The sequence below is a fragment of the Sphingomonas sp. BL-S-28 genome, assembly GCF_055521515.1.
On sequence record NZ_CM145483.1, the window covers coordinates 395,319 to 413,800 of the forward strand.

The 18,482-nt window shown below is 63.8% G+C and carries 20 protein-coding genes; 7 read left to right on the top strand and 13 right to left on the bottom strand.

From position 1 onward, the window contains the following. The first annotated feature begins 37 nt into the window (after positions 1-37). The gene (locus ACZ1JC_RS01765) at positions 38-1,342 is read left to right on the top strand and encodes an acyl-CoA dehydrogenase family protein (protein ID WP_465139623.1); all 1,305 of its coding nucleotides are present in this window, start codon (positions 38-40) and stop codon (positions 1,340-1,342) included. Between the two features lie 3 nt (positions 1,343-1,345). Then, complete coding sequence (locus ACZ1JC_RS01770) at positions 1,346-2,113, top strand: SDR family NAD(P)-dependent oxidoreductase (protein ID WP_465139622.1); 768 nt, start codon at positions 1,346-1,348, stop codon at positions 2,111-2,113. A gap of 445 nt (positions 2,114-2,558) precedes the next feature. On the opposite strand, the gene ACZ1JC_RS01775 is transcribed toward ACZ1JC_RS01770, so the two are convergent. The 7 genes from ACZ1JC_RS01775 to ACZ1JC_RS01805 form a co-directional block, all read right to left on the bottom strand. Then, positions 2,559-3,632 carry a Rieske 2Fe-2S domain-containing protein gene (locus tag ACZ1JC_RS01775; RefSeq protein WP_465139621.1) on the bottom strand — a complete coding sequence of 358 codons (1,074 nt, stop codon included), beginning with the start codon at positions 3,630-3,632 and terminating at the stop codon, positions 2,559-2,561. Between the two features lie 114 nt (positions 3,633-3,746). After that, a complete protein-coding gene (locus ACZ1JC_RS01780; RefSeq protein WP_465139620.1) occupies positions 3,747-4,451 on the bottom strand; it encodes a glutamine amidotransferase in 705 nt (234 codons plus the stop codon). A 17-nt stretch (positions 4,452-4,468) separates the two neighbouring features. Next, positions 4,469-4,645 carry a YezD family protein gene (locus ACZ1JC_RS01785; protein WP_465139619.1) on the bottom strand — a complete coding sequence of 59 codons (177 nt, stop codon included), beginning with the start codon at positions 4,643-4,645 and terminating at the stop codon, positions 4,469-4,471. Positions 4,646-4,661: 16 nt separating this feature from the next. Further along, positions 4,662-5,615 (bottom strand): sulfate/molybdate ABC transporter ATP-binding protein, encoded by a 954-nt coding sequence (locus tag ACZ1JC_RS01790; protein ID WP_465139618.1) that lies wholly within the window; start codon positions 5,613-5,615, stop codon positions 4,662-4,664. Continuing rightward, positions 5,612-6,451 (bottom strand): sulfate ABC transporter permease subunit CysW, encoded by an 840-nt coding sequence (gene cysW, locus ACZ1JC_RS01795; protein WP_465139617.1) that lies wholly within the window; start codon positions 6,449-6,451, stop codon positions 5,612-5,614. The genes ACZ1JC_RS01790 and cysW overlap by 4 nt, the downstream gene beginning before the upstream one ends. Then, complete coding sequence (gene cysT, locus ACZ1JC_RS01800) at positions 6,448-7,299, bottom strand: sulfate ABC transporter permease subunit CysT (RefSeq protein WP_465139616.1); 852 nt, start codon at positions 7,297-7,299, stop codon at positions 6,448-6,450. The genes cysW and cysT overlap by 4 nt, the downstream gene beginning before the upstream one ends. 56 nt (positions 7,300-7,355) lie before the next feature. Beyond that, entirely contained in the window at positions 7,356-8,402 is a 1,047-nt protein-coding gene (locus ACZ1JC_RS01805) for a sulfate ABC transporter substrate-binding protein (RefSeq protein ID WP_465139615.1), read from the bottom strand. 1 nt (position 8,403) lies between these two features. Here ACZ1JC_RS01805 and ACZ1JC_RS01810 point away from each other — a divergent pair, with 1 nt between their 5' ends. Then, positions 8,404-8,727, top strand: a complete 324-nt coding sequence (locus tag ACZ1JC_RS01810) for a hypothetical protein (RefSeq protein WP_465139614.1) — start codon at positions 8,404-8,406, stop codon at positions 8,725-8,727. Positions 8,728-8,745: 18 nt separating this feature from the next. Here ACZ1JC_RS01810 and ACZ1JC_RS01815 read toward each other — a convergent pair whose 3' ends face one another. Next, on the bottom strand, positions 8,746-9,354 hold the full coding sequence (locus ACZ1JC_RS01815; protein WP_465139613.1) for a hypothetical protein: 609 nt from the start codon (positions 9,352-9,354) through the stop codon (positions 8,746-8,748). 68 nt (positions 9,355-9,422) lie between these two features. Further along, complete coding sequence (locus tag ACZ1JC_RS01820; RefSeq protein WP_465139612.1) at positions 9,423-10,814, bottom strand: aminotransferase-like domain-containing protein; 1,392 nt, start codon at positions 10,812-10,814, stop codon at positions 9,423-9,425. A 90-nt stretch (positions 10,815-10,904) separates the two neighbouring features. On the opposite strand from ACZ1JC_RS01820, the gene ACZ1JC_RS01825 reads away from it, so the two are divergent. From ACZ1JC_RS01825 to ACZ1JC_RS01835, 3 genes are read left to right on the top strand one after another with little or no spacing between them, the layout of a single operon-like run. After that, on the top strand, positions 10,905-11,345 hold the full coding sequence (locus ACZ1JC_RS01825) for a DUF983 domain-containing protein (protein ID WP_465139611.1): 441 nt from the start codon (positions 10,905-10,907) through the stop codon (positions 11,343-11,345). Continuing rightward, entirely contained in the window at positions 11,338-11,643 is a 306-nt protein-coding gene (locus tag ACZ1JC_RS01830) for a hypothetical protein (protein WP_465139610.1), read from the top strand. Before ACZ1JC_RS01825 ends, ACZ1JC_RS01830 begins: the two co-directional genes overlap by 8 nt. A gap of 1 nt (position 11,644) precedes the next feature. Further along, a complete protein-coding gene (locus tag ACZ1JC_RS01835) occupies positions 11,645-12,103 on the top strand; it encodes a c-type cytochrome (RefSeq protein WP_465139609.1) in 459 nt (152 codons plus the stop codon). Positions 12,104-12,112: 9 nt separating this feature from the next. On the opposite strand, the gene ACZ1JC_RS01840 is transcribed toward ACZ1JC_RS01835, so the two are convergent. Further along, complete coding sequence (locus tag ACZ1JC_RS01840) at positions 12,113-13,666, bottom strand: alginate export family protein (protein WP_465139608.1); 1,554 nt, start codon at positions 13,664-13,666, stop codon at positions 12,113-12,115. Between the two features lie 366 nt (positions 13,667-14,032). Here ACZ1JC_RS01840 and ACZ1JC_RS01845 point away from each other — a divergent pair, with 366 nt between their 5' ends. Further along, the gene (locus ACZ1JC_RS01845; protein WP_465148503.1) at positions 14,033-15,748 is read left to right on the top strand and encodes an alpha/beta hydrolase; all 1,716 of its coding nucleotides are present in this window, start codon (positions 14,033-14,035) and stop codon (positions 15,746-15,748) included. Between the two features lie 229 nt (positions 15,749-15,977). On the opposite strand, the gene ACZ1JC_RS01850 is transcribed toward ACZ1JC_RS01845, so the two are convergent. From ACZ1JC_RS01850 to ACZ1JC_RS01860, 3 genes are all read right to left on the bottom strand, one after another. Further along, on the bottom strand, positions 15,978-17,315 hold the full coding sequence (locus ACZ1JC_RS01850) for a metal-dependent hydrolase family protein (protein ID WP_465169059.1): 1,338 nt from the start codon (positions 17,313-17,315) through the stop codon (positions 15,978-15,980). A gap of 40 nt (positions 17,316-17,355) precedes the next feature. Then, on the bottom strand, positions 17,356-17,607 hold the full coding sequence (locus tag ACZ1JC_RS01855) for a hypothetical protein (RefSeq protein ID WP_465139605.1): 252 nt from the start codon (positions 17,605-17,607) through the stop codon (positions 17,356-17,358). Between the two features lie 197 nt (positions 17,608-17,804). Continuing rightward, positions 17,805-18,473 (bottom strand): glutathione S-transferase, encoded by a 669-nt coding sequence (locus ACZ1JC_RS01860; RefSeq protein ID WP_465139604.1) that lies wholly within the window; start codon positions 18,471-18,473, stop codon positions 17,805-17,807. Positions 18,474-18,482 lie beyond the last annotated feature (9 nt).

Here is an 18,482-nt window from a genome sequence, read left to right on the forward strand (position 1 = left end):
CAAACACAATCACGACATTTGAGGATGAGGATCACACATGGACTTCTCGACCGATCCTGAATTTCAGGAAAAGCTCGACTGGATGAACCGCTTCGTGCGTGAGGAAGTGGAGGCGATGGACCTTCTGTTCCCGCAGGGCAGCGAGCAGTTCAATATCCGCAACCGCAAGGCGCGCGCCATGGCGAAGAAGCTTCAGGCGCAAGTGAAGGCGCAGGGGCTCTGGGCCTGCCACCTGACGCCGGAACTGGGCGGCAAGGGCTATGGGCAGGTGAAGCTGGCGCTGATGAACGAGATCCTTGGCCGCACGTCGTGGGGCCCGGTGATCTTCGGCTGCGCGGCGCCCGATACCGGCAATGCCGAAATCCTGGCCATGTTCGGCACGCCCGAGCAGAAGGCGCGCTATCTGCAGCCGCTGCTCGACGGCGAAATCTTCTCGACTTACGCGATGACCGAGCCGCAGGCGGGGGCCGATCCCAAGGAATTCACCTGCCACGCCTGGCGGGAGGGCGACGAATGGGTGATCGAGGGGGAGAAGTGGTACGCCTCCAACTTCAAGGTTTCCTCCTTCGTGATCGCGATGGTCGTCACCAATCCCGAAAACGCGCCCCATGAGCGGATGTCGATGTTCCTGATCCCTTCGGACACTCCGGGGCTGGTCGATATACGCGACGTGGCGGGGATGAACGATCCGGTCGATCACGGCCATCACGCCTATCTGCGGTTCGACAAGGTGCGCGTGCCGCTGGACGCCATGCTGGGCGGGCCGGGACAGGGCTTCAAGCTGGCGCAGGCGCGGCTGGGCGGGGGCCGTATCCACCATGCCATGCGCGTCGTCGGCCAGTGCCAGCGCGCGCTGGAGATGATGCAGGAACGTGCCGTCTCCCGCCGCACGCAGGGTCGCCAGCTTGGCGATCACCAACTGGTGAAGGCGATGATCGCGGACAGCGCGCTGGAACTGGAGATGTACCGCCTTCTGGTGCTGAAGGCTGCGTGGATCATCGATACCCAGCCGCATGGCGCCGCGCGCACGCATATTGCCATGGCCAAAGTCGCGATGGCGCGCGTCTATCACGATATCGTGCGGCGGGCCGTCCACCTTCACGGCGCGCTTGGCACCACGCATGAGACGCCGCTGGCGCGCATGTGGATGGGCGTGCCGATGCTCTCCGTGGCCGACGGGCCGACCGAAGTGCATCAGGTGCAGATCGCCAATGCGCTGCTGAAGCAGACCGCCCCGGCGCAGGGCCTGTTCCCCAGCGAGCACATCCCGAGCCGGACGGCCGAGGCGGAGGCCCGCTATGCCGCCGAACTGGCCGAGATCGAGCGCGAACTGGCGGCCTGAGCCATGCCGATCACGATGGATCTCACCGGCCGCGTGGCCGTCGTCACCGGCGGCAGCCGCGGGCTCGGCCGGGCGATCGCGCTCGGGCTGGTGGAGGCCGGCGCGGCGGTTGCGGTGGCGAGCCGCAAGCGGGAGAGCTGCGCCGCGCTGGTTGCGGAGATAGAGGCGCTGGGCGGTCGCGGCTCGGCCCATGCTTTCGACGCGGCCTCGTGGGAAGACTGCGACCGCCTCTTCGCCGAAGTTAACGAGCGCTGGGGCGGGGCGGACATTCTGGTGAACAATGCCGGAAAGTCGCCGGTCGAGCCGTCCTCGCTGGAGACATCGCAGGCCGCCTTCGATCTCATCCTTGCGGTGAATCTGCGTTCGGCGTTCCGGCTTTCGGCGCTGTTCGGTGCGCAGATGGTGGCGCGCGGGGGCGGGGCGATCGTCAACGTCAGTTCCAGCGGATCGCGCAAGCCAGAGCCTTACTTCGCGCCCTATGCCGCCGCCAAAGCCGGGCTCAACACGCTGACCGAGAGCTTTGCCAAGGAATATGGCCCCACGGTGCGCGTCAACACGGTGATGCCGGGGCCGTTCCATACCGACGGCACCAAGGCATGGTCCCGCTCCGAAGGCTTTGCCGAACACGCGCGCAAGAACCAGCCGCTCGGCCGCGGTGGCGAACCAGCGGAAATCGTCGGCGCCGTGGTCTATCTGGTCAGCGATCTGGCGTCCTATGTCACCGGGGCATGTCTTGCCGTTGACGGTGGGCATCTGATTGCACGCGGATGACCTGAGAAAGCGTGGGTGGGAAGTCTGGCAGCTCAGCCCTTCCGCGTTGCCGCATTGGCGATCAAAATTTCGCAATAGTGCGCTGTGCTTAGCTATTGCTTCTTCGGCCGACCCTTCCAAGATGTTCAGTGGCTAAATTTCGCTTTCTAGGAGCAGACCGTCAGATAACCTGGATACAGCCGCGGCCTGACGCACATTGATCGATGTCGGGAACGGAACGCGTCGCCAGCGCAGCGCGTCATGGTAGCGCCGCAGAGGCAGCGGATCGCGCCCATATCTCGTTCGAAGCGGGATCCGTTCATGTAGCTCCCGCCCGAGAGAAGCGTCATCAGATATTGGAGGTCCACCAGCACGGACGGTGGAGCGCGAGATGCTCTGCGCGCTGGGTGAAAGGGATCTGCCCCCGGCCCTTGCGACTGTGGAATACGTCCTGAACTGATCCGCGCTAATATCCGAAGAAGCGCTTGAGGCCGATTTCCTTCAGCGCGCGGCGGTAGGTCATCGAACTCATATCAGCGGGGATATGCCCCTCATCCGCCGGTTCCAGAGGGAGCCATTCGGGCATTTGCGCCTCGACGATGGTCTTGTCTTCTTCGAAAATCCGCAAGTTGAAGTCGTAGACGTCCTGCACGGGCAGATCGGTGTCGAAATTGCGCGCGATCGGCGCGAAGAGGCGCGTAGTCTTGGCTGATACCGGCGATGCCGCGTTCATGATCACCAAGCGATCCTTGCCGGGAAAATGGATCTCCAGCGTCGCGGTGAACGGCAAGTGGCAGCGGAAATGGCGGAGCCAGTGGAAATCAGGCACTCCGCGCTGGGTCAGGCCGATGGGATAGTTGCCCACGCTGCTCCAATATTCTGCTTCGAAGCCATAGGCGGTGCGCTTCGGCGTGTAGGCAGGCACTTCGGCATTGTCGGGATCGGCGAATGTCTCGTGATGGACGAAAGCGAAATGGGCGACGTCCAGAAACCCTTCGAGCTGGCGACCGGCGAAGCCGTGAATGTCGATCCAGGGGCAGGTGATCTGCTGGAATTCGGCCTCGTCCCAGTGCGGCATATCGGGAATGGCGCCGGGCGGGGGAGCCGCTCCGGGGGCAAGGTCCTGCGCATCGAGGCAGGTCCAGATCAGGCCATAGCGCTCTACACTGGGATAGGTCTTCAGGTGAAGCCGGGCGGGAATGTCGCGCGCGGGGTGGGCGGGAACGTGGATGCACTTGCCCCCGGTGCCGAATTTTAGCCCGTGGTATGGGCAGACGACGCCATCGTTCTCCTGCGTGCCCATGCTGAGCGGGACGCCGCGATGCGGGCAGACATTGGTGGCGACGACCACTTCGTCTCCCGCACGATAAACGACCAGCGGCTGATCGAGCAGGCGGGTGCCCAGCGGGACCGTACCGATTTCACGGGCAAGAGCGACCGGGTACCAGTGCCGCGCAAGGACATACCAGTCCTCCGCGTCGAAAGTGCAGCCATGCGGCAGGGCGGGCCGCGAAGGCTCCAGGGTGGGGGCAGTGGCCATGGATCGCATCCGGTAGTGAACGGTTGACCCGATCCATCGGTGAATTTCACCGACCTATCAAACGCAATGATTCTGACGTCGTGTTGCGAAAATTAGAGCGGCCTTGGTTCCAGCTCAGGTAAGACCTTGCAGCCATTCACCGATCATCGCCCGTCCAGCCGCCACGGCGCCGGGTCCCAGTTCGGCGTGGGCGCGGCGCAGGGACTGCTCGTTTCCGCCCGCTTCCACCACGGCGCCGGGCCATTGCTCGATCCACGCGTCGAAGCGCGGATCCATACCCATTTCCGCATGGAACTGCAGCGCAAGGATATTGCTGCCCCGGCGGAAGGCCTGATGGTCGTAGACATGGCTGGACGCCAGCAGTTCGACATTTTCCGGCAGCGTGAAGGTATCGCCATGCCAGTGCAGCACGGGCACGCCGGCAAGGTGTCGCAACGGGCCCTCCTGTGCCACGTCGCGCACGGTCACCGCATGGAAGCCGACTTCCTTTGCGGGGCCGGGGTAGACCCGGGCGCCCATGGCGGCGGCGATCATCTGCGCGCCGAAGCACACGCCCAAGGTCGGGCGATCCGCCTCAAGCCGCCGGGCAAGACGGCGCATCTGGCACGAAATCCACGGATGCGCGTCCTGCTCATAGATTCCCATGGGTCCGCCCATCATGATCAGCAGGTCCGGCTCGCACAAATCGAGCGAGGCAAAGGCCGGATCGGTCACGTCTATCCGGTCCACCAGATAGCCGTGATCCTCGATGGGTTTGCGATAGCCGGCAACGCCCTCGTGCGGGACGTGCCGGATGATCAGCGCGTGCTTCTGCGGCATTGTCGGTGGGGTGCGCCTTACTGGAACCGCTTCTTTTCGGTGACGTCGATCTGCACGACGCGGCCGTCATGCACGGTCAGCGAGATATTGCCGTAACGCAGGCTCTGCAATGCCTCGCGCACGGTGGCGATGTTTTCTTCCAGCTGTTTTTCCGTCTGGGAGGAATTGCCCGAATGGGGCGAGTTGGCGGTCATTGGCGGCTCCTTGAATTCAGCTTGCAAAAGTCCGCGCGCGGCGGGCCTCGATCCGCACCGTTTGGCCGATGGCGGGGGGAACCTCGTTGGCGTCCACATCGATCTCGATGATGGATTCGCTCATCGAAAGGCGGCCTTCCACGCGCCAGGCGCTGCCCTTGCGGAAGACGTTGGCGACATGCACCGCCTCGCCCCCTTCGGATACGATGGCGATGTCGTGCGGGCGCACGTGGCGGCCGTCGGGCAGGCGGTTGGTCTCGCCCACGAAGTGGGAGACGAAGGCGGTTGCCGGTTCCATGTAGACCTGCTCGGGCGTGCCGACCTGATCGATGCGGCCATGGTCCATGACGACCACGCGGTCGGCCAGTTCCAGCGCCTCTTCCTGATCGTGCGTCACGAAGATGGAAGTAAGGCCCATCTGCTTGTGCAGATCACGCAGCCAGCGGCGCAGATCCTTGCGGACCTTGGCGTCCAGTGCGCCGAACGGTTCGTCCAGCAGCAGCAGGCTGGGTTCGATAGCCAGCGCGCGGGCGAGCGCCACGCGCTGACGCTGGCCGCCGGAAAGCTGGCCGGGATAGCGCCCGCCAAGCCCATCAAGTTGAACGATGCGTAGCAGTTCCTCGGCACGGTCCCGGATTTCAGCCTTTTTCGGCCGGTGCTTGGCTTTGCGCACGTTCAGGCCGAAGGCGACGTTGTCGGCCACGGTCATGTGCTTGAACAGGGCATATTGCTGGAACACGAAGCCGACGTTGCGGCGGCCCACGGGGATGTGGGACACGTCCTCGCCATCGAAGAACACATGCCCTTCATCCTGGAACTCCAGGCCGGCGATGATGCGCAGCAAGGTGGTCTTGCCCGATCCGGAGGGGCCGAGCAGGGCGATGAACTCGCCCGGCTGGATCTCCAGGTCGATGCCGTGGAGCGCGGCGTAGTCGCCGAAGCGCTTGGTGATGTTCTCGACGCGGATCAATGCTTTGCTCCCGAATGAAGATCGAAGCGCCATTCCAGCACGCTCTTGAGGACGAGCGTGACGAGGGCGAGGGCGGCCAGCAGCGAGGCGACCGCGAAGGCTCCGACGAAGTCGTATTCGTTGTAGAGGATCTCGACATGCAACGGCATGGTGTTGGTCTCACCCCGGATATGGCCGGAGACGACCGAGACCGCGCCGAATTCGCCCATGGCGCGTGCATTGCACAGCAGCACGCCATAAAGCAGGCCCCAGCGGATGTTGGGCAGCGTCACGTGCCAGAATGTCTGCCAGCCATTGGCGCCCAGCGAGACGGCGGCCTCCTCATCGTCCTTCCCCTGTTCCATCATCAGCGGGATCAGTTCGCGGGCGACGAAGGGGAACGTGATGAAGACCGTGGCGAGGATAATGCCCGGCACCGCGAAGATGATCTTCAGGCCATGATCGGCCAGCCATGGCCCCAGCAGGCCCTGTGCGCCGAACAGCAGCACGAAGATCAGGCCCGAAACCACCGGCGATACCGAGAACGGCAGATCGATCAGCGTCAGCAGCAGGTTCTTGCCGGGGAAGCTGAACTTGGTGATCGCCCAGCTTGCGGCAAGCCCGAAGATGACGTTCAGCGGCACGCTGATCGCGGCGATGAACAGAGTCAGCCGGATCGCGGCCAGCGCATCGGGATTGACCACGGCTTCCAAGAAGGGCTGCAGCCCCTGCTTCAATGCCTCGCTGAACACCGCGATCAGCGGCAGGACGAGGAAGAAGGCCAGGAACGCCAGCGCCAGCGTGATCAGCAGCACTTGTGTAGTGCGGCTTTCGGTGCCCGGTGAAGAGTGTGTCATACGCCAAGCCTCCTGCGACGGGCGGATTGCAAGGCATTGAGGACGAAGAGCACCGCGAAGGAGATCAGCATCATCACCATCGCGATCGCCGTGGCGCCGTCGTAGGCGTACTGCTCAAGCTGGGTGACGATCAGCAGCGGCGCGATTTCGGTCTTTCCGGGCATGTTGCCGGAAATGAAGATCACCGATCCGTACTCCCCCACGCCGCGCGCGAAGGCCAGCGCAGCGCCGGTGAACAGCGCGGGCATGATGGCCGGGAAGATCACGCGGAAGAAGGTCTGGAAACGGTTGGCACCAAGGGTCGCGGCGGCTTCCTCCACATCCTTGCCCAGATCGGCCAAGACGGGCTCTACGGAGCGGACCACGAAGGGCAGGCCGATGAAAACCAGCGCGATAGTGATGCCCAGTGCGGTGAAGGCCACCTTGATTCCCAGCGGGTCAAGGAACTGGCCCACCCAGCCCGACGGTGCGTAGAGCGAGGTGAGGGCGATGCCGGCAACTGCTGTGGGCAGGGCGAAAGGCAGGTCCACCAACGCGCTGACCACGCGCTTTCCGGGAAATTCGTAGCGCACCAGCGTCCAGGCGACCAGCAGGCCGAACACCGCGTTGACCAGCGCCGCCGCCGCCGCTGTGCCGAAACTTAGGCGATAGGCGGCCAGCGCGCGGGGCGAAAAGCCCACTTCCACGAATGCATGCCAGCCCATGCCCGCCGATTTCAGGAACAGGGTGGATAGCGGGATAAGCACGATCAGCGAGAGCCAGGCCAGGCTGAACCCGAAGGTCAGCCCGAAGCCCGGCAGCACCGAAGGCGCGCGCCAGCGCGACTTGCGCTTTGCGATTGAAGTCATCTGCAGTGGCCTGCTCGATTGAGGGCGCCACGGGTCAGGAACCCGGGGACGCCGGTTTACTTCTTGGTGTAGATCCGGTCGAAGGCGCCCCCATCGTCGAAGTACGCTTTCTGAGCCTTGGTCCATCCGCCGAAGTCCTTGTCGATGGTCACCAGATTGACCTTGGGGAACTGGTCCGCGAACTGTGCGGCGATCTTGGGGTCTGTGGGGCGATAGAAGTTGCGCGCGATCGCGACTTGCGCCTCGGGCGTGTAGAGATATTCGAGGTAGGCCTTTGAAACTTCCTCGGTACCGTGCTTCTTCGCATTGGCGGCGATCACCGCAACCGGCGGTTCGGCCAGGATCGAGACCGAAGGCACGACGATTTCGAACTTGCCGGCGCCCAGCTTCTTTTCGGCCAGCAGCGCCTCGTTCTCCCAGGCCAGCAGCACGTCGCCGATGCCGCGTTCGACGAACGTGGTGGTCGATCCGCGTGCGCCGCTGTCCAGCACAGGAACGTGTGAGAACAACTGCTTCACGTAAGCCTCGCCGGCGGCTTCGGATCCGCCGCCGGTATTGCGGCCATAGGCCCAAGCCGCCAGGAAGTTCCAACGCGCGCCGCCGCTGGTCTTGGGATTGGGGGTGATCACTTCCACGCCCGCCTTCACCAGATCGCCCCAGTCGTGAATGCCCTTCGGGTTACCCTTGCGGACCAGGAAGACGATGGTGGAGGTATAGGGAGAGCTATTGTCGGGCAGCGCCTTCTGCCAGTCCGCCGGAAGCAGCTTGGCCTTGGTGGAGATCACGTCGATGTCATAGGCCAGCGCCAGCGTGGCGACGTCGGCATCAAGTCCGTCGATGATGGCGCGGCTCTGCTTGCCCGAACCGCCATGGCTCATCCGGAAGGTGACGTCCTGCCCGGTCTTCTTCTTCCAGTAGGCGGCGAATGCGGGATTGATGGCCTGATAGAGTTCGCGAGTCGGATCGTAGGAGACGTTGGTAATCTGCACGCTGTTCCCGGCCTTGTTGTCGCCGCCGCCCGAGCATCCCGCGATAGACGCGGTGAGTGCGGTTGCGGCAGCCACGGCCAGAAACATGCGGCGATGGAATTTCGGCGTACTCATCGTGACACGTCTCCCGTTCAATGACGTCTGCCTAATCTCAATTGATTTGGTTGACATTAAAGTTCTTGTTGCAGGGATACAAGCAGGGTTTTGGGGGAAGGGCATCGCCCATGCGGGGGAGGCGCGCTTCAAGCGCGGCAAGTTGCTCGGTTTTCCGGACGCATGGCGGCACGGGCACGATTTTCCGCCATTTCGACCGTCATTTCAACTGACAAGGCCCGTCATCGCGGCGAACGGAGACTTGGCCGAACGCAGGCGCAACGCTCCCCCCGGCAAGGTTAATCGCCGTGAGGATGGATCGGTGAATGTAGAAAAAGCTCCCTAAGGAGGTGCTTTCGCCGGATCAGGTCGGCCGGGCTTGCTGGATCAGGTGATAGGCCCTGCCCATCAGGCGGGTCACTTCATCCGCGCTCAACACGTATTGCGGTTCGTAGCCAAGGCCCTGCTGCCCGGTGCGCTTCCACAAGTCGACATAAAGCGCTTTGCCCGGGCCGAACACCAGATCGACATGGCGGGAGAGCCGCGCCGGTCCCTCCGCGGAATAGGCGGTTCGGAAGATCGAGATATCGACGATGTACGGACCCACCATCACCCAGACGTGGCCGTTCCAGTCCTGCCCATTCCCGTCCTGATCGGCCTCTCCGAAGACTTTCGCGCCGTCGAACGGCTGCCTGTCGCCGAACACCGGCACGCCTTCCACCGACAGCGTGCCGGCGACGACTTGCACGGGCGCGTTCAGCCGGCTTTCCAGGGCCACGGCCAGGGCCGCGCTCATCATGGCGCTGGAATCGGCAGCGGCGGGGAAGACCGTCAGCAGGTCCACCGCGCACTTCGAAAGAGCGGCACGGTCGGCGTCCGACATCTCATAGGACTTGAACGCCTTGGCTGCCGGCCAGCCATGCTGCGCGGCGATGTGCTTTCCAAGTTGGGCGAGGTCTTTGGCAATCGACATCGGCGCCCCTTAGCGCCGTGCCTGCGCTCAGGCCATACCCTTGGCGCTGAAAACCCCGCAGCTGCGGCTCAAACCAAAGGGCTGGCCCGGCCTCCGCGATGGTGAAGCATCGCTTCGGTGACTTCCAATGCGCGCCGCAGCCGCTGGTGATCGATGCTGCCACCGATCGACAGCCGCACGGCATGTTCCTGTACGGCAGGATCGACGCGGAATTGCTCGCTAGATACCGCAGAGATTCCCAAGGCCCGCATCGCCGCCACCAGTTCGAACGCGCGCGTTTCTCCTTCCAGCGGTATCCAGAGGTGATAACCGGCCGGCGCGGTGCGATAGGATCCTTCCGGCAGAACCTCCCGAACGATGGTCTGCCGCGCCAGACATTCCGCCCGCACTTCGCCCACCAGGTCCGCCCACGTCCCCTCCGTCAGCCAGCGCGTGCAGACGGCAAGGTTCAGCGGAGGTGGCATGACTGTGGTTTCATGCGTGTCCGTCGCCAGTCGCAGTGCGTCGCGCAACAGCGGCGCCCGCAAATAGGCGATGCGCAGCGCGGGCGATATCAGCTTGGACAAACTGGCCACGTGCCACGTGCGCTCCGGCGCGATCGCGGCCAGCGCCGGTATGCTGTGTTCCGACAGGCGCGAATAGGGATCGTCCTCGATAATCAGCACATCGTGCCGCCGTGCGATCTCCACGATCCTTTCCCGGCGTTCGCGGTTCAGCGTCGCGGTGGTGGGATTGTCATTATCCGGCACGACGTAGACCGCCCGGATCTTGCCGGAGGTACAGGCCCGTTCCAGCGCATCGGGATCGATTCCGTGCCGGTCCGCCGCGATGGAGATCAGGCTGACACCCAATCGGCGGCAGATCGCCGCCCATCCCGGATAGACGAAGGGGGCGGTGCAGACCACGTCGCCGCGTTCCAGGATGGAACTGGCGACCGCGTGCAGCGCAGTCTGCGCACCGCTGGTGACGACCACATTGTCCTCGTCCGCCGCGATGCCTTGCGCGGCAAGCCACCGCGCCCCGGCAAGCCGGTCCTCCGGCGCCCCGCCGGCAGGTTGGTACTGGATCCGGTTCGCAGCCGAAGGACCGTCCAGAACCGTCTGCAACGTTGCGGCGAAGCGGGCGGAGAACGTCCCGTCGGCCGGAATCGGCGGCAGGTTCATCCCGGTGTCGAACGGCGGTAGTTGCTCTGCCGCCTTGCGCGCCGGCCCCCGCACGAAGCTGCCGCGCCGGCCTTCCGCATCGATCAGCCCCTGTCGACGCGCTTCGGCATAGGCGCGCGTCACCGTGCCGGTGTCGATCCCCAAGGCGTCTGCCAGTTCGCGCTGGGGAGGAAGACGATCGCCCGGGCTCAGCCGGCCGACTTCGACATCGCGCCCGATTGCCGCGCAGATGGCGAGATAGACCGGACCATGGGCCTGCACGATGTCCGGCAGCCAGCTTTGCGATGTCGTTTGCATTGACTTTGTATGCATACAAAACCCATATAAGGCAAGACCGACTGAACGGGCGCACTTTCGTCCGAGTCGAAGCAACATGCGGATCGAACCATGACGCAACCAGACGCATCGCATACGGGAAAGCAGACCGATAAGGGCCGCTGGATATTCCATTGCGGCCTCAAGGGGCTGTGCCCTCGCTGCGGCAAGGGCCCGATGTTCCGAAAGTGGCTGAAGCTGCAGGATACCTGCCCCAATTGCGGCCTGAACTATGGTTTTGCAGCACCGGACGACGGCCCTGCGTTCTTCTCGCTGTGTATCGTCGCTTTCCCGCTGACGTTCTTCGCGGTCTGGCTGCAGGTTGCGTTCGAGCCGCCGTTCTGGGTGCATCTGATTACATCGTTCCCGCTGCTGGGGATCGGCTGCATCCTGCCTTTGCCCTATATCAAGGGCTGGCTGGTCGCATCGCAATATGTGAACAAGGCGCAGGAGGCCGGAACCGAAAAGCTCTGGGCCGAACTGAACGCGCGCGCGGACAAGCACGATGGCTGAAGGGATCGACCTCGCGCGGGATTTCGTGGCCGGCTATTTCGATGCCACCGGCCGCGCGGACCTGTCCCGCATGGTGATCGCGGGGGAGGGGGATGACTTCCCCGAAATTCGCGCAGCCGCAGAGCTGTTTTCAAGGCAGGCCGGCGTTCTGGCGCGCTATCGAGAAGCGCTCGACCAATATGCCGACCCGGGTTTTTGGGACGAAGCGACGCCCGGCGGCGCGCTGGCGCTGCACGACAACGGCCTGATGGCCCGCAACGTCCTCAGCGGACGCCCCGCATTCTTCCACCGCGACTGACGTGACGAAGACATTTTCGGCAATCGCCGGGCCTGCCCTGTTGGCCTTGGCATTGACGCTGGCCGGCTGCGGGGACGACCGGCATGACGAGCGTCTGCGTCAGGCAGGTCCGCATCCCGCACTGGCCGATCTGATGAAAGTCGCCAGCGGGGAGGCCGGCGCACGCAAGTTCCGGCAATGCGCCGCGTGCCACAGCATCATGGAAGGCGCGATGGACCGGGGCGGACCGAACCTGTTCGGCGTCTATGGCACGAAGTTCGCCACCAATCGCGCCCGCTACAGCTACACTGCCGCCCTAGCCAAAGCCGGCGGTACTTGGGACGAACGCACGCTGGACGCCTGGATGGCGGATCCGCAAGCATTCGTTCCCGGCACGACGATGCAGTTTCGCGGCGTTCCCGACGCACTCGATCGCGCCGACCTGATCGCCTATCTCCGCACGCAGAGGGCCTCGCCCTGACTCTGTCGATCAGAACCTTATGGTAGTGAAGAGGTTGAAGTAATCCAGATTGTGCCCGTCCGGCACTTGCTTGATGAAGCGGCCTTTCTGGACATGGTTGAAATAAGTGCCGACCACCCAGAACGGAGAGATCGCGTAACGCGCGCCCAAAGTGCCGCGCACGCCCACTTGCCGCGCGGTTCCTTCATCGGCCTTGATGATCAACTGACCGGGTGCGCCGTAGAGGCCATCTTGCAGAGAGGTGCGCCACAGCCCCATCACTGTGGCGTCCACCGTCAGCTTCTTCATCGGCGTAATCGCGGCGGTGGGGCCGAAGGTGATCAGGTTGGCGCGGCCCAGTTCGCCGTTGATCGTCAGCGGGCGGGCGAACAGCTGGTAATAGGTATTCATCCGGTTGTCGGATTTGTTCTTGTCTCCCGAACCGACCTCGAAACGCAGGCCGAGGCGGGGCGCGGCGGGCAGGGCAAGGCCGTAGCTGGCGTAAGCGGTCAGGAACCCGGCGCGTACCGTCTGGTCGCCCCAATGGCCGGTCTGGCCGATGGCCTCCACGTCCCATTCTAGCTTTTTCTGTTTGCCACTGAAGCGGAGTGAATAAGTGTCGCGCGCTTCGGCGGCGGAGCCTGCGTCATACTTCGCCACCGGCCGGCGCGTATGGACCCATAGCCCTTCCAGCCTTCCACCGGGCACGACAGATCCCAGGTCCCGCGCCACGCGCGCACCCCAGAATGGCGTGTCGTAATTGGTGCTGTTGTCGAAGGCGGTGGTGGTTTCGGTGATCGTGAAGCCGCCCAGCACTTCGGCATCCCACGGGCCCTGCGTGAAGCGGATGCGCGCGGCATCGAAAGAACGGCGCACGTTCGGCCCATCGCGCATGTCGAACAGACGGAAGCCGCCGATGCCGATTTCCTGACGCCCCACGCGGAAGCTCAGCGTGCCATTGCCGGCCGGGGCGTGAACTTCGACGAAGGCCTGCGCCAGATCGATGGTCTTCTTGTCGGACACCAGTTGCTGTCCGCTGTATCCTGCCTGCAATCCGCTCTTCAGTTCTCCGAACACGCGCAGGTGATCGCCCAGATGCAGATCGCCCCAGACGCGGATGCGCTGTTCGAAATTCCCGTCGTCATCCTGCTTGCCGCCGCCGAAGCGTTCTTCATTGCGCAGTTCGAAGCGCCAGCGCATCTCGCCGCCGACCGTCAGATAGCTGGCGTCGGTCAGAGGAATGTACTTCAGCTTGGCCCAGAGCCCCTTGCGCTTGGCCGGATCGGCGAAGTCGCTGTAGTCTTCATCATAAGGCAGGGCCTGCGCACGCGGTGTGCGTTGAAGCTGTACGTCGGAACCCATCGGCGGGTTTTCCACCGCAGCTTTCGAAAGGTCCGGCGGTGCGGTGGGCGGTACCGGCAGTTTTACGCGCGGCGGTGCTGTACGGGGCGCGGGATCGGGCGCCGCGGGCACCTGCTGCAATTCGTCCTGCGGGGCGGCGGCGGCAAGTGTGGCGCCAGTGCCAGGCGCCGCAGAAATCAGGGGCGCGGCCGTAGCCGCGGCCAGAACCAGAAGGCTGACCATCGTCTCTCTCCGATGATGTTCGTGCTGAAGGGGGGGCGAGGGCCGACCAGCTTCCCGCTATGCGCTCTAGGGCTGCGGCGATCCGGAGCGGGCAGGCGAACTGGGCGCAGGAATTCCCGCGAAGGTCATGGCGACCACGGCATCTTCTCCATCGTCATTTCTTGTTTTGTCGGATGCGCCCGCGTGGTCGCAGGTGCTCCTGCCGATGGAATTATCGCGTCTACATCCGCATGGCCAAGACCAATGCAGTATCCGCCCGATACCTTGCTTTGGCTCAGACCACCGCAGCTTGCCACCCTCGGCACGTTGGCTATGGTCCGGATTCGGATAGTCTGGCGAAATCCATTCAGGGGGCGCCCGGTGAGTATGGCCGAAAGATTTGCGCGCGGTTTGCGCCATTGGGCAGCATCACTGTCCCGTTTCGGCCTCATCCTTGGTGCGCTCACGTTTTCGGCCGCCCTTACTCCGACACTGATCCCCCGTGGCACGATCGCACAAGGCGCACTTGGCGGGCTGGGTTTTGCCTTCGGCTACGCCCTCGGTCTGTTTTGCCGCTGGTTATGGCGGTACATGCAATTGCCCGATCCCGTGGGAAAGACACGAAGGATCCTTCTGGGCGGCATGGCGGCCGGCATGGGCATCCTTCTCCTGATCGTCCTCTGGCGCGCGGCGGGCTGGCAGAACTCCATACGATCGCTGATGGGCATGGAGCCCGTCGACGCGGGCTACACGCTCCAGGTCTGCCTGATTGCTCTGGCCACTTTCATGATCCTCCTCATCGTGGCGCGGTTGCTGCTGCGGCTGGCGCGCGCGCTCACCGCCCGTGCGGCCCGCTATGTTCCGCCCCGCGTCGCCACCGTGATCGGCGTCGCGTTGACGGCCTTTGTCGTCTGGTCGCTGACCAGCGATGTCGCGCTGCGCGGCGCATTCGATGCGCTGGATTTCTCCTATCGCGAGACCGACGCCCTTTTCGAGCCGGAGCGCAAACAGCCGTCCGATCCCGCCAGAACCGGCAGCGCTGCATCCCTGGTGAGATGGGACGAGCTTGGCCGCATGGGCAGACGCTTCGTGGCCTCCGGCCCTACGGCCCGCCAGATCGCTGCAATGACCGGTCGCCCGGCTATCGAGCCCATCCGCGTCTATGTCGGCCTGCGGAGTGCCGGCACGGCCCATGCGCGCGCCATGCTGGCGCTGGAGGAACTGAAGCGGCAGGGCGGGTTCGATCGTTCCATATTGGTGGTCATCACGCCCACCGGAACCGGCTGGGTCGACCCTTCAGCCATCGACAGCCTGGAATACCTGCACCATGGCGACGTCAGCAGCGTGGCCACGCAATATTCCTACCTCAGCAGCCCGCTGGCGCTGCTGGCTCATCCCGAAAACGGGGCGCAGGCCGCGCAGGAACTCTTCACCGCAATCTACGATTATTGGTCGCACCTGCCCCGCGACAAGCGGCCGCAACTCTATCTTCATGGCCTTAGCCTCGGCTCCATGAATTCCGAAAAGTCGGTCGAACTCTTCGGCACCATCGACGATCCGATCGCCGGTGCGGTGTGGAGCGGCCCGACGTTCGAGAACCGGATCTGGCGCTCGATCACGGCTCAGCGGCAAAAGGGCTCGCCGATCTGGCGGCCGGAATTCCGCGACAGTCGCATCGTGCGGTTCATCAACCAGGACGGCTTCGCCGTGCCCGCAAACACGCGCTGGGGCAACATGCGGGTCGCCTATCTGCAGTACTCCAGCGACGCCATCACCTTCTTCGACTATCGTGACCTCTACAGGAAACCCGAATGGATGAAGGCACCGGTCGGCCCGGATGTTTCCCCCGATTTGCGCTGGTATCCCGTGGTGACGATGGTGCAGATCGCAATCGACATGCCTCTCTCCATGTCCACGCCGATGGGCCACGGCCACGTCTATGCGCCGGAGCATTATATCGATGCCTGGGCGGCTGTGACGGACGTACACGACTGGTCTCCCGACGCGCTCACCGCCCTCAAGGAAAAATTGGGCCGAGCCGCGCGTAATGCGGCGGCGAATGCCGCTCACGAGGAAAACGGATATGTAAACGGGGGCGGCTAAGTGTCGCCGATCGACCGCATCGCCGAATGACATCATACCTGTCAGCGAAGGTCGCCCGGGCGCGATGGTAGAAGTAAGAGCTGCCAAACCGATCGGCTCAATGCGATCCGGGACTGATTTCATCTGGTCTCCGGCCATCTCAGCCGCCGCTGGCCGAAGGAGGGCATCGTCCCGCAATTGCCTTGGCACCGCAGTGGGGCATAGGGGCCCCGATGCCCCACCACTTCGATTATCGGGACAGAGTGTTCTTGTAGACCTTTCCGTCCTTCATGATGACCACGAAATTTTTGGCCGGATCGGCTACGAGATTGAGGTTCTGAAGCGGGTTGCCATCCACCAGCAGCAGATCCGCCAGCGCGCCGGTCTGGACCACGCCCAGTGTGCCCGCATAAGGCGCGCGCTTGCCCGACAGCTTCAGCAGTTCGGCGTTGGTGGAGGTCGCCATGATCAGCGCTTCCGCAGGCGTGTACCAGCGGGCAAGCGACGCCAGAATGGCGCCTTGCTGCTGCGCCAATGCGCGTGAGAACAGGACGTCGGTACCCCACGCCGTCTTGATCTTGTACTTCTTGGCAAGCTCATAGGTGCGGCCAATTCCGGGGAAGACTTCATCGGCCTTTTCGCGCTGGACGGAGCCGACCGGAAAGCCGGTGCGCAACTCATCGGGCAGTGGTTGCAGGCTGAGCCAGATGCCCTTTTCGGCGATCAGCTTGGCATCGGCCTCGGTCATGAGGAAACCGTGTTCGATGCAGGTCACGCCCGCGGCAATCGCCCCCTCGATCGCTTCCGGGGTGAAGGCGTGCACGGTGACGTAAGTGCCCCAGTTGTGCGCGGCCTCCACGGCGGCGCGAAGCTCGGGCTCGGTAAAGGTCACCACGTCGATCGGGCTGAAGGGCGAGGAAACGCCGCCTCCCGCCGTAAGCTTGATCTGCGAGGCGCCCTGCATCAACTGCTCGCGCACACGCACGCGCACTTCGTCGGGGCTGTCGGCAATCGCATAGCCGCCCATTTGCTCTCCGCGCGTGAGCGGGCCGCCGATTTGGCGCGGCAAGTCCGAAAGCTGCCGGAAATCGCCATGGCCGCTGGTAACGGTAATCATCGCACCGGACGGGTAGATGCGCGGGCCGATCGCAAATCCGGCGTCGATCGCCTGCTTGAGGCCGAACACCGGCCCCCCCACGTCACGGACCGTCGTGAAGCCGCGCAGCAGCGTGTCTTTCGCCTCATCACCCGCGATCAGATTGAGGTAGCCTTCGTTTCCGGTCAGCATTTCGGCCGGGGTCGGGCGGATAAACATCGCATGCCAATGCGCGTCGATCAGGCCCGGCATCAAGGTCCGGCCACCGCCGTCGATAACCAGCGTATTTGCATCGGGGGCAATCGTATCCGTCGAAATCCGCTCGATGATGTTGCCTCGGACCAGCACATTGGAAGGGCCGGACAGGTTCGCGTTCTTGCCGTCGAAAATGCGGACATTCTGGAAAAGCGTCGCCGGGGGGCCTGCCGCGTCAGACGCCTGCTGGGCCATGGCGGGAACGGAAAGCATCGCAAGCAGCGATGCCAGAAGCACCGTCGGCCAGAAACGACCCCGGGAATGGGCCCGGCAATGCCTAAAGACGCGCCAGTCCGGCACGCCCGGCACCTTCTTCAACCATGTGCACGACCTCATGGCATTTCCTCCTCCAGATATCGCCGTCTGCTCGACCCATCGCGCCGAAATTGAAACGAACCACGTCCTTGGCGCCCGCTGCCGGATAGGATCGGAAGTAGGCGAAGTGGTCGGTGGGCGCTCGGCCGGGAATTGATGTCGCGCTGGGGAGGGCAGGGGCCTGGCGCATGGTCACGTCCATCAGCACGATCAAGCCGTGGCTCGGCCTATCGAAGAGCAAGAGTGCACCTTCGAAGCGCCCCTTGGTATCGGGATAAACCCCAGCACCCGACCACCGACGTCGGTAACAGCAATCGCGCGATCACCTTCGTTATAACCGGTCGATAGGGTGGTTGACCGCCTGCGCAGCGTTCCGACCAAGGCGGGAACGTCTGGTCTTTTAATCCGAATTCAGCTCGCCGTAGGGCGGCTATGGGGCGTAGATGCAATCGAGTCCTCGGGAAAGAAGACTGGATTTGCCTCAGGTGACCATGGCTTCACGGGCGTCATGATTGCGGCAAATAGTGCGGAAGCCAGATAGTCGCTCAGCCACCGCTGAACACCCGGCAGCTTTTGCCGCTTGAACCATTCAGGATCCACCGCGGCGAATTGCCGGACGAATGGGGCGATGGCGGCATCGGTCAAGCCGCGTGACGGGCCGCCCAGAAAGGGCGCGCTGACCAGTCTGGTTTCCAGTATTTCAAGGAATTTCACTCCGCTTTCCCTGTGCACCGCGGCGTCGGCGTCGTGGCGTTCGGGGTACTTGTAGCGGTCGAGGTCGTATTTGAACGGGCCGTCGTTGATCGCGATCAGCGCGGGATCGTCGCGATCCAGCCAGGCTTCGGGATCGTTCCAGCCGAGCGCGGCGCGCATGATGTCGAGGCTCTGATCGATTGTCCCGCCATTGGCGGTTACCAGCACGGGCACCGTACCTTTGGGCGAAGCCAGGAGCATTGCCGCCGGCTTGGCGGAAAGCTTGACTTCACGAAGTTCGCAGCGCGTGCCGCTGACATATAGGGCCAGCCTCGCGCGCATGGCGTAGGGACATCGCCGAAAGCTGTAGAGGACAGGCTCGTTCATGTGTGGTCT

Excerpts from the sequence above, each read along its gene's own strand:
- ACZ1JC_RS01765 (WP_465139623.1), top strand. The coding sequence starts at position 38 with ATGGACTTCTCGACCGATCCTGAATTTCAGGAAAAGCTCGACTGGATG.
- ACZ1JC_RS01770 (WP_465139622.1), top strand. The coding sequence starts at position 1,346 with ATGCCGATCACGATGGATCTCACCGGCCGCGTGGCCGTCGTCACCGGC.
- ACZ1JC_RS01775 (WP_465139621.1), bottom strand. The coding sequence starts at position 3,632 with ATGGCCACTGCCCCCACCCTGGAGCCTTCGCGGCCCGCCCTGCCGCAT.
- ACZ1JC_RS01780 (WP_465139620.1), bottom strand. The coding sequence starts at position 4,451 with ATGCCGCAGAAGCACGCGCTGATCATCCGGCACGTCCCGCACGAGGGC.
- ACZ1JC_RS01785 (WP_465139619.1), bottom strand. The coding sequence starts at position 4,645 with ATGACCGCCAACTCGCCCCATTCGGGCAATTCCTCCCAGACGGAAAAA.
- cysW (WP_465139617.1), bottom strand. The coding sequence starts at position 6,451 with ATGACACACTCTTCACCGGGCACCGAAAGCCGCACTACACAAGTGCTG.
- cysT (WP_465139616.1), bottom strand. The coding sequence starts at position 7,299 with ATGACTTCAATCGCAAAGCGCAAGTCGCGCTGGCGCGCGCCTTCGGTG.
- ACZ1JC_RS01805 (WP_465139615.1), bottom strand. The coding sequence starts at position 8,402 with ATGAGTACGCCGAAATTCCATCGCCGCATGTTTCTGGCCGTGGCTGCC.
- ACZ1JC_RS01815 (WP_465139613.1), bottom strand. The coding sequence starts at position 9,354 with ATGTCGATTGCCAAAGACCTCGCCCAACTTGGAAAGCACATCGCCGCG.
- ACZ1JC_RS01820 (WP_465139612.1), bottom strand. The coding sequence starts at position 10,814 with ATGCAAACGACATCGCAAAGCTGGCTGCCGGACATCGTGCAGGCCCAT.
- ACZ1JC_RS01825 (WP_465139611.1), top strand. The coding sequence starts at position 10,905 with ATGACGCAACCAGACGCATCGCATACGGGAAAGCAGACCGATAAGGGC.
- ACZ1JC_RS01830 (WP_465139610.1), top strand. The coding sequence starts at position 11,338 with ATGGCTGAAGGGATCGACCTCGCGCGGGATTTCGTGGCCGGCTATTTC.
- ACZ1JC_RS01840 (WP_465139608.1), bottom strand. The coding sequence starts at position 13,666 with ATGGTCAGCCTTCTGGTTCTGGCCGCGGCTACGGCCGCGCCCCTGATT.
- ACZ1JC_RS01845 (WP_465148503.1), top strand. The coding sequence starts at position 14,033 with ATGGCCGAAAGATTTGCGCGCGGTTTGCGCCATTGGGCAGCATCACTG.
- ACZ1JC_RS01860 (WP_465139604.1), bottom strand. The coding sequence starts at position 18,473 with ATGAACGAGCCTGTCCTCTACAGCTTTCGGCGATGTCCCTACGCCATG.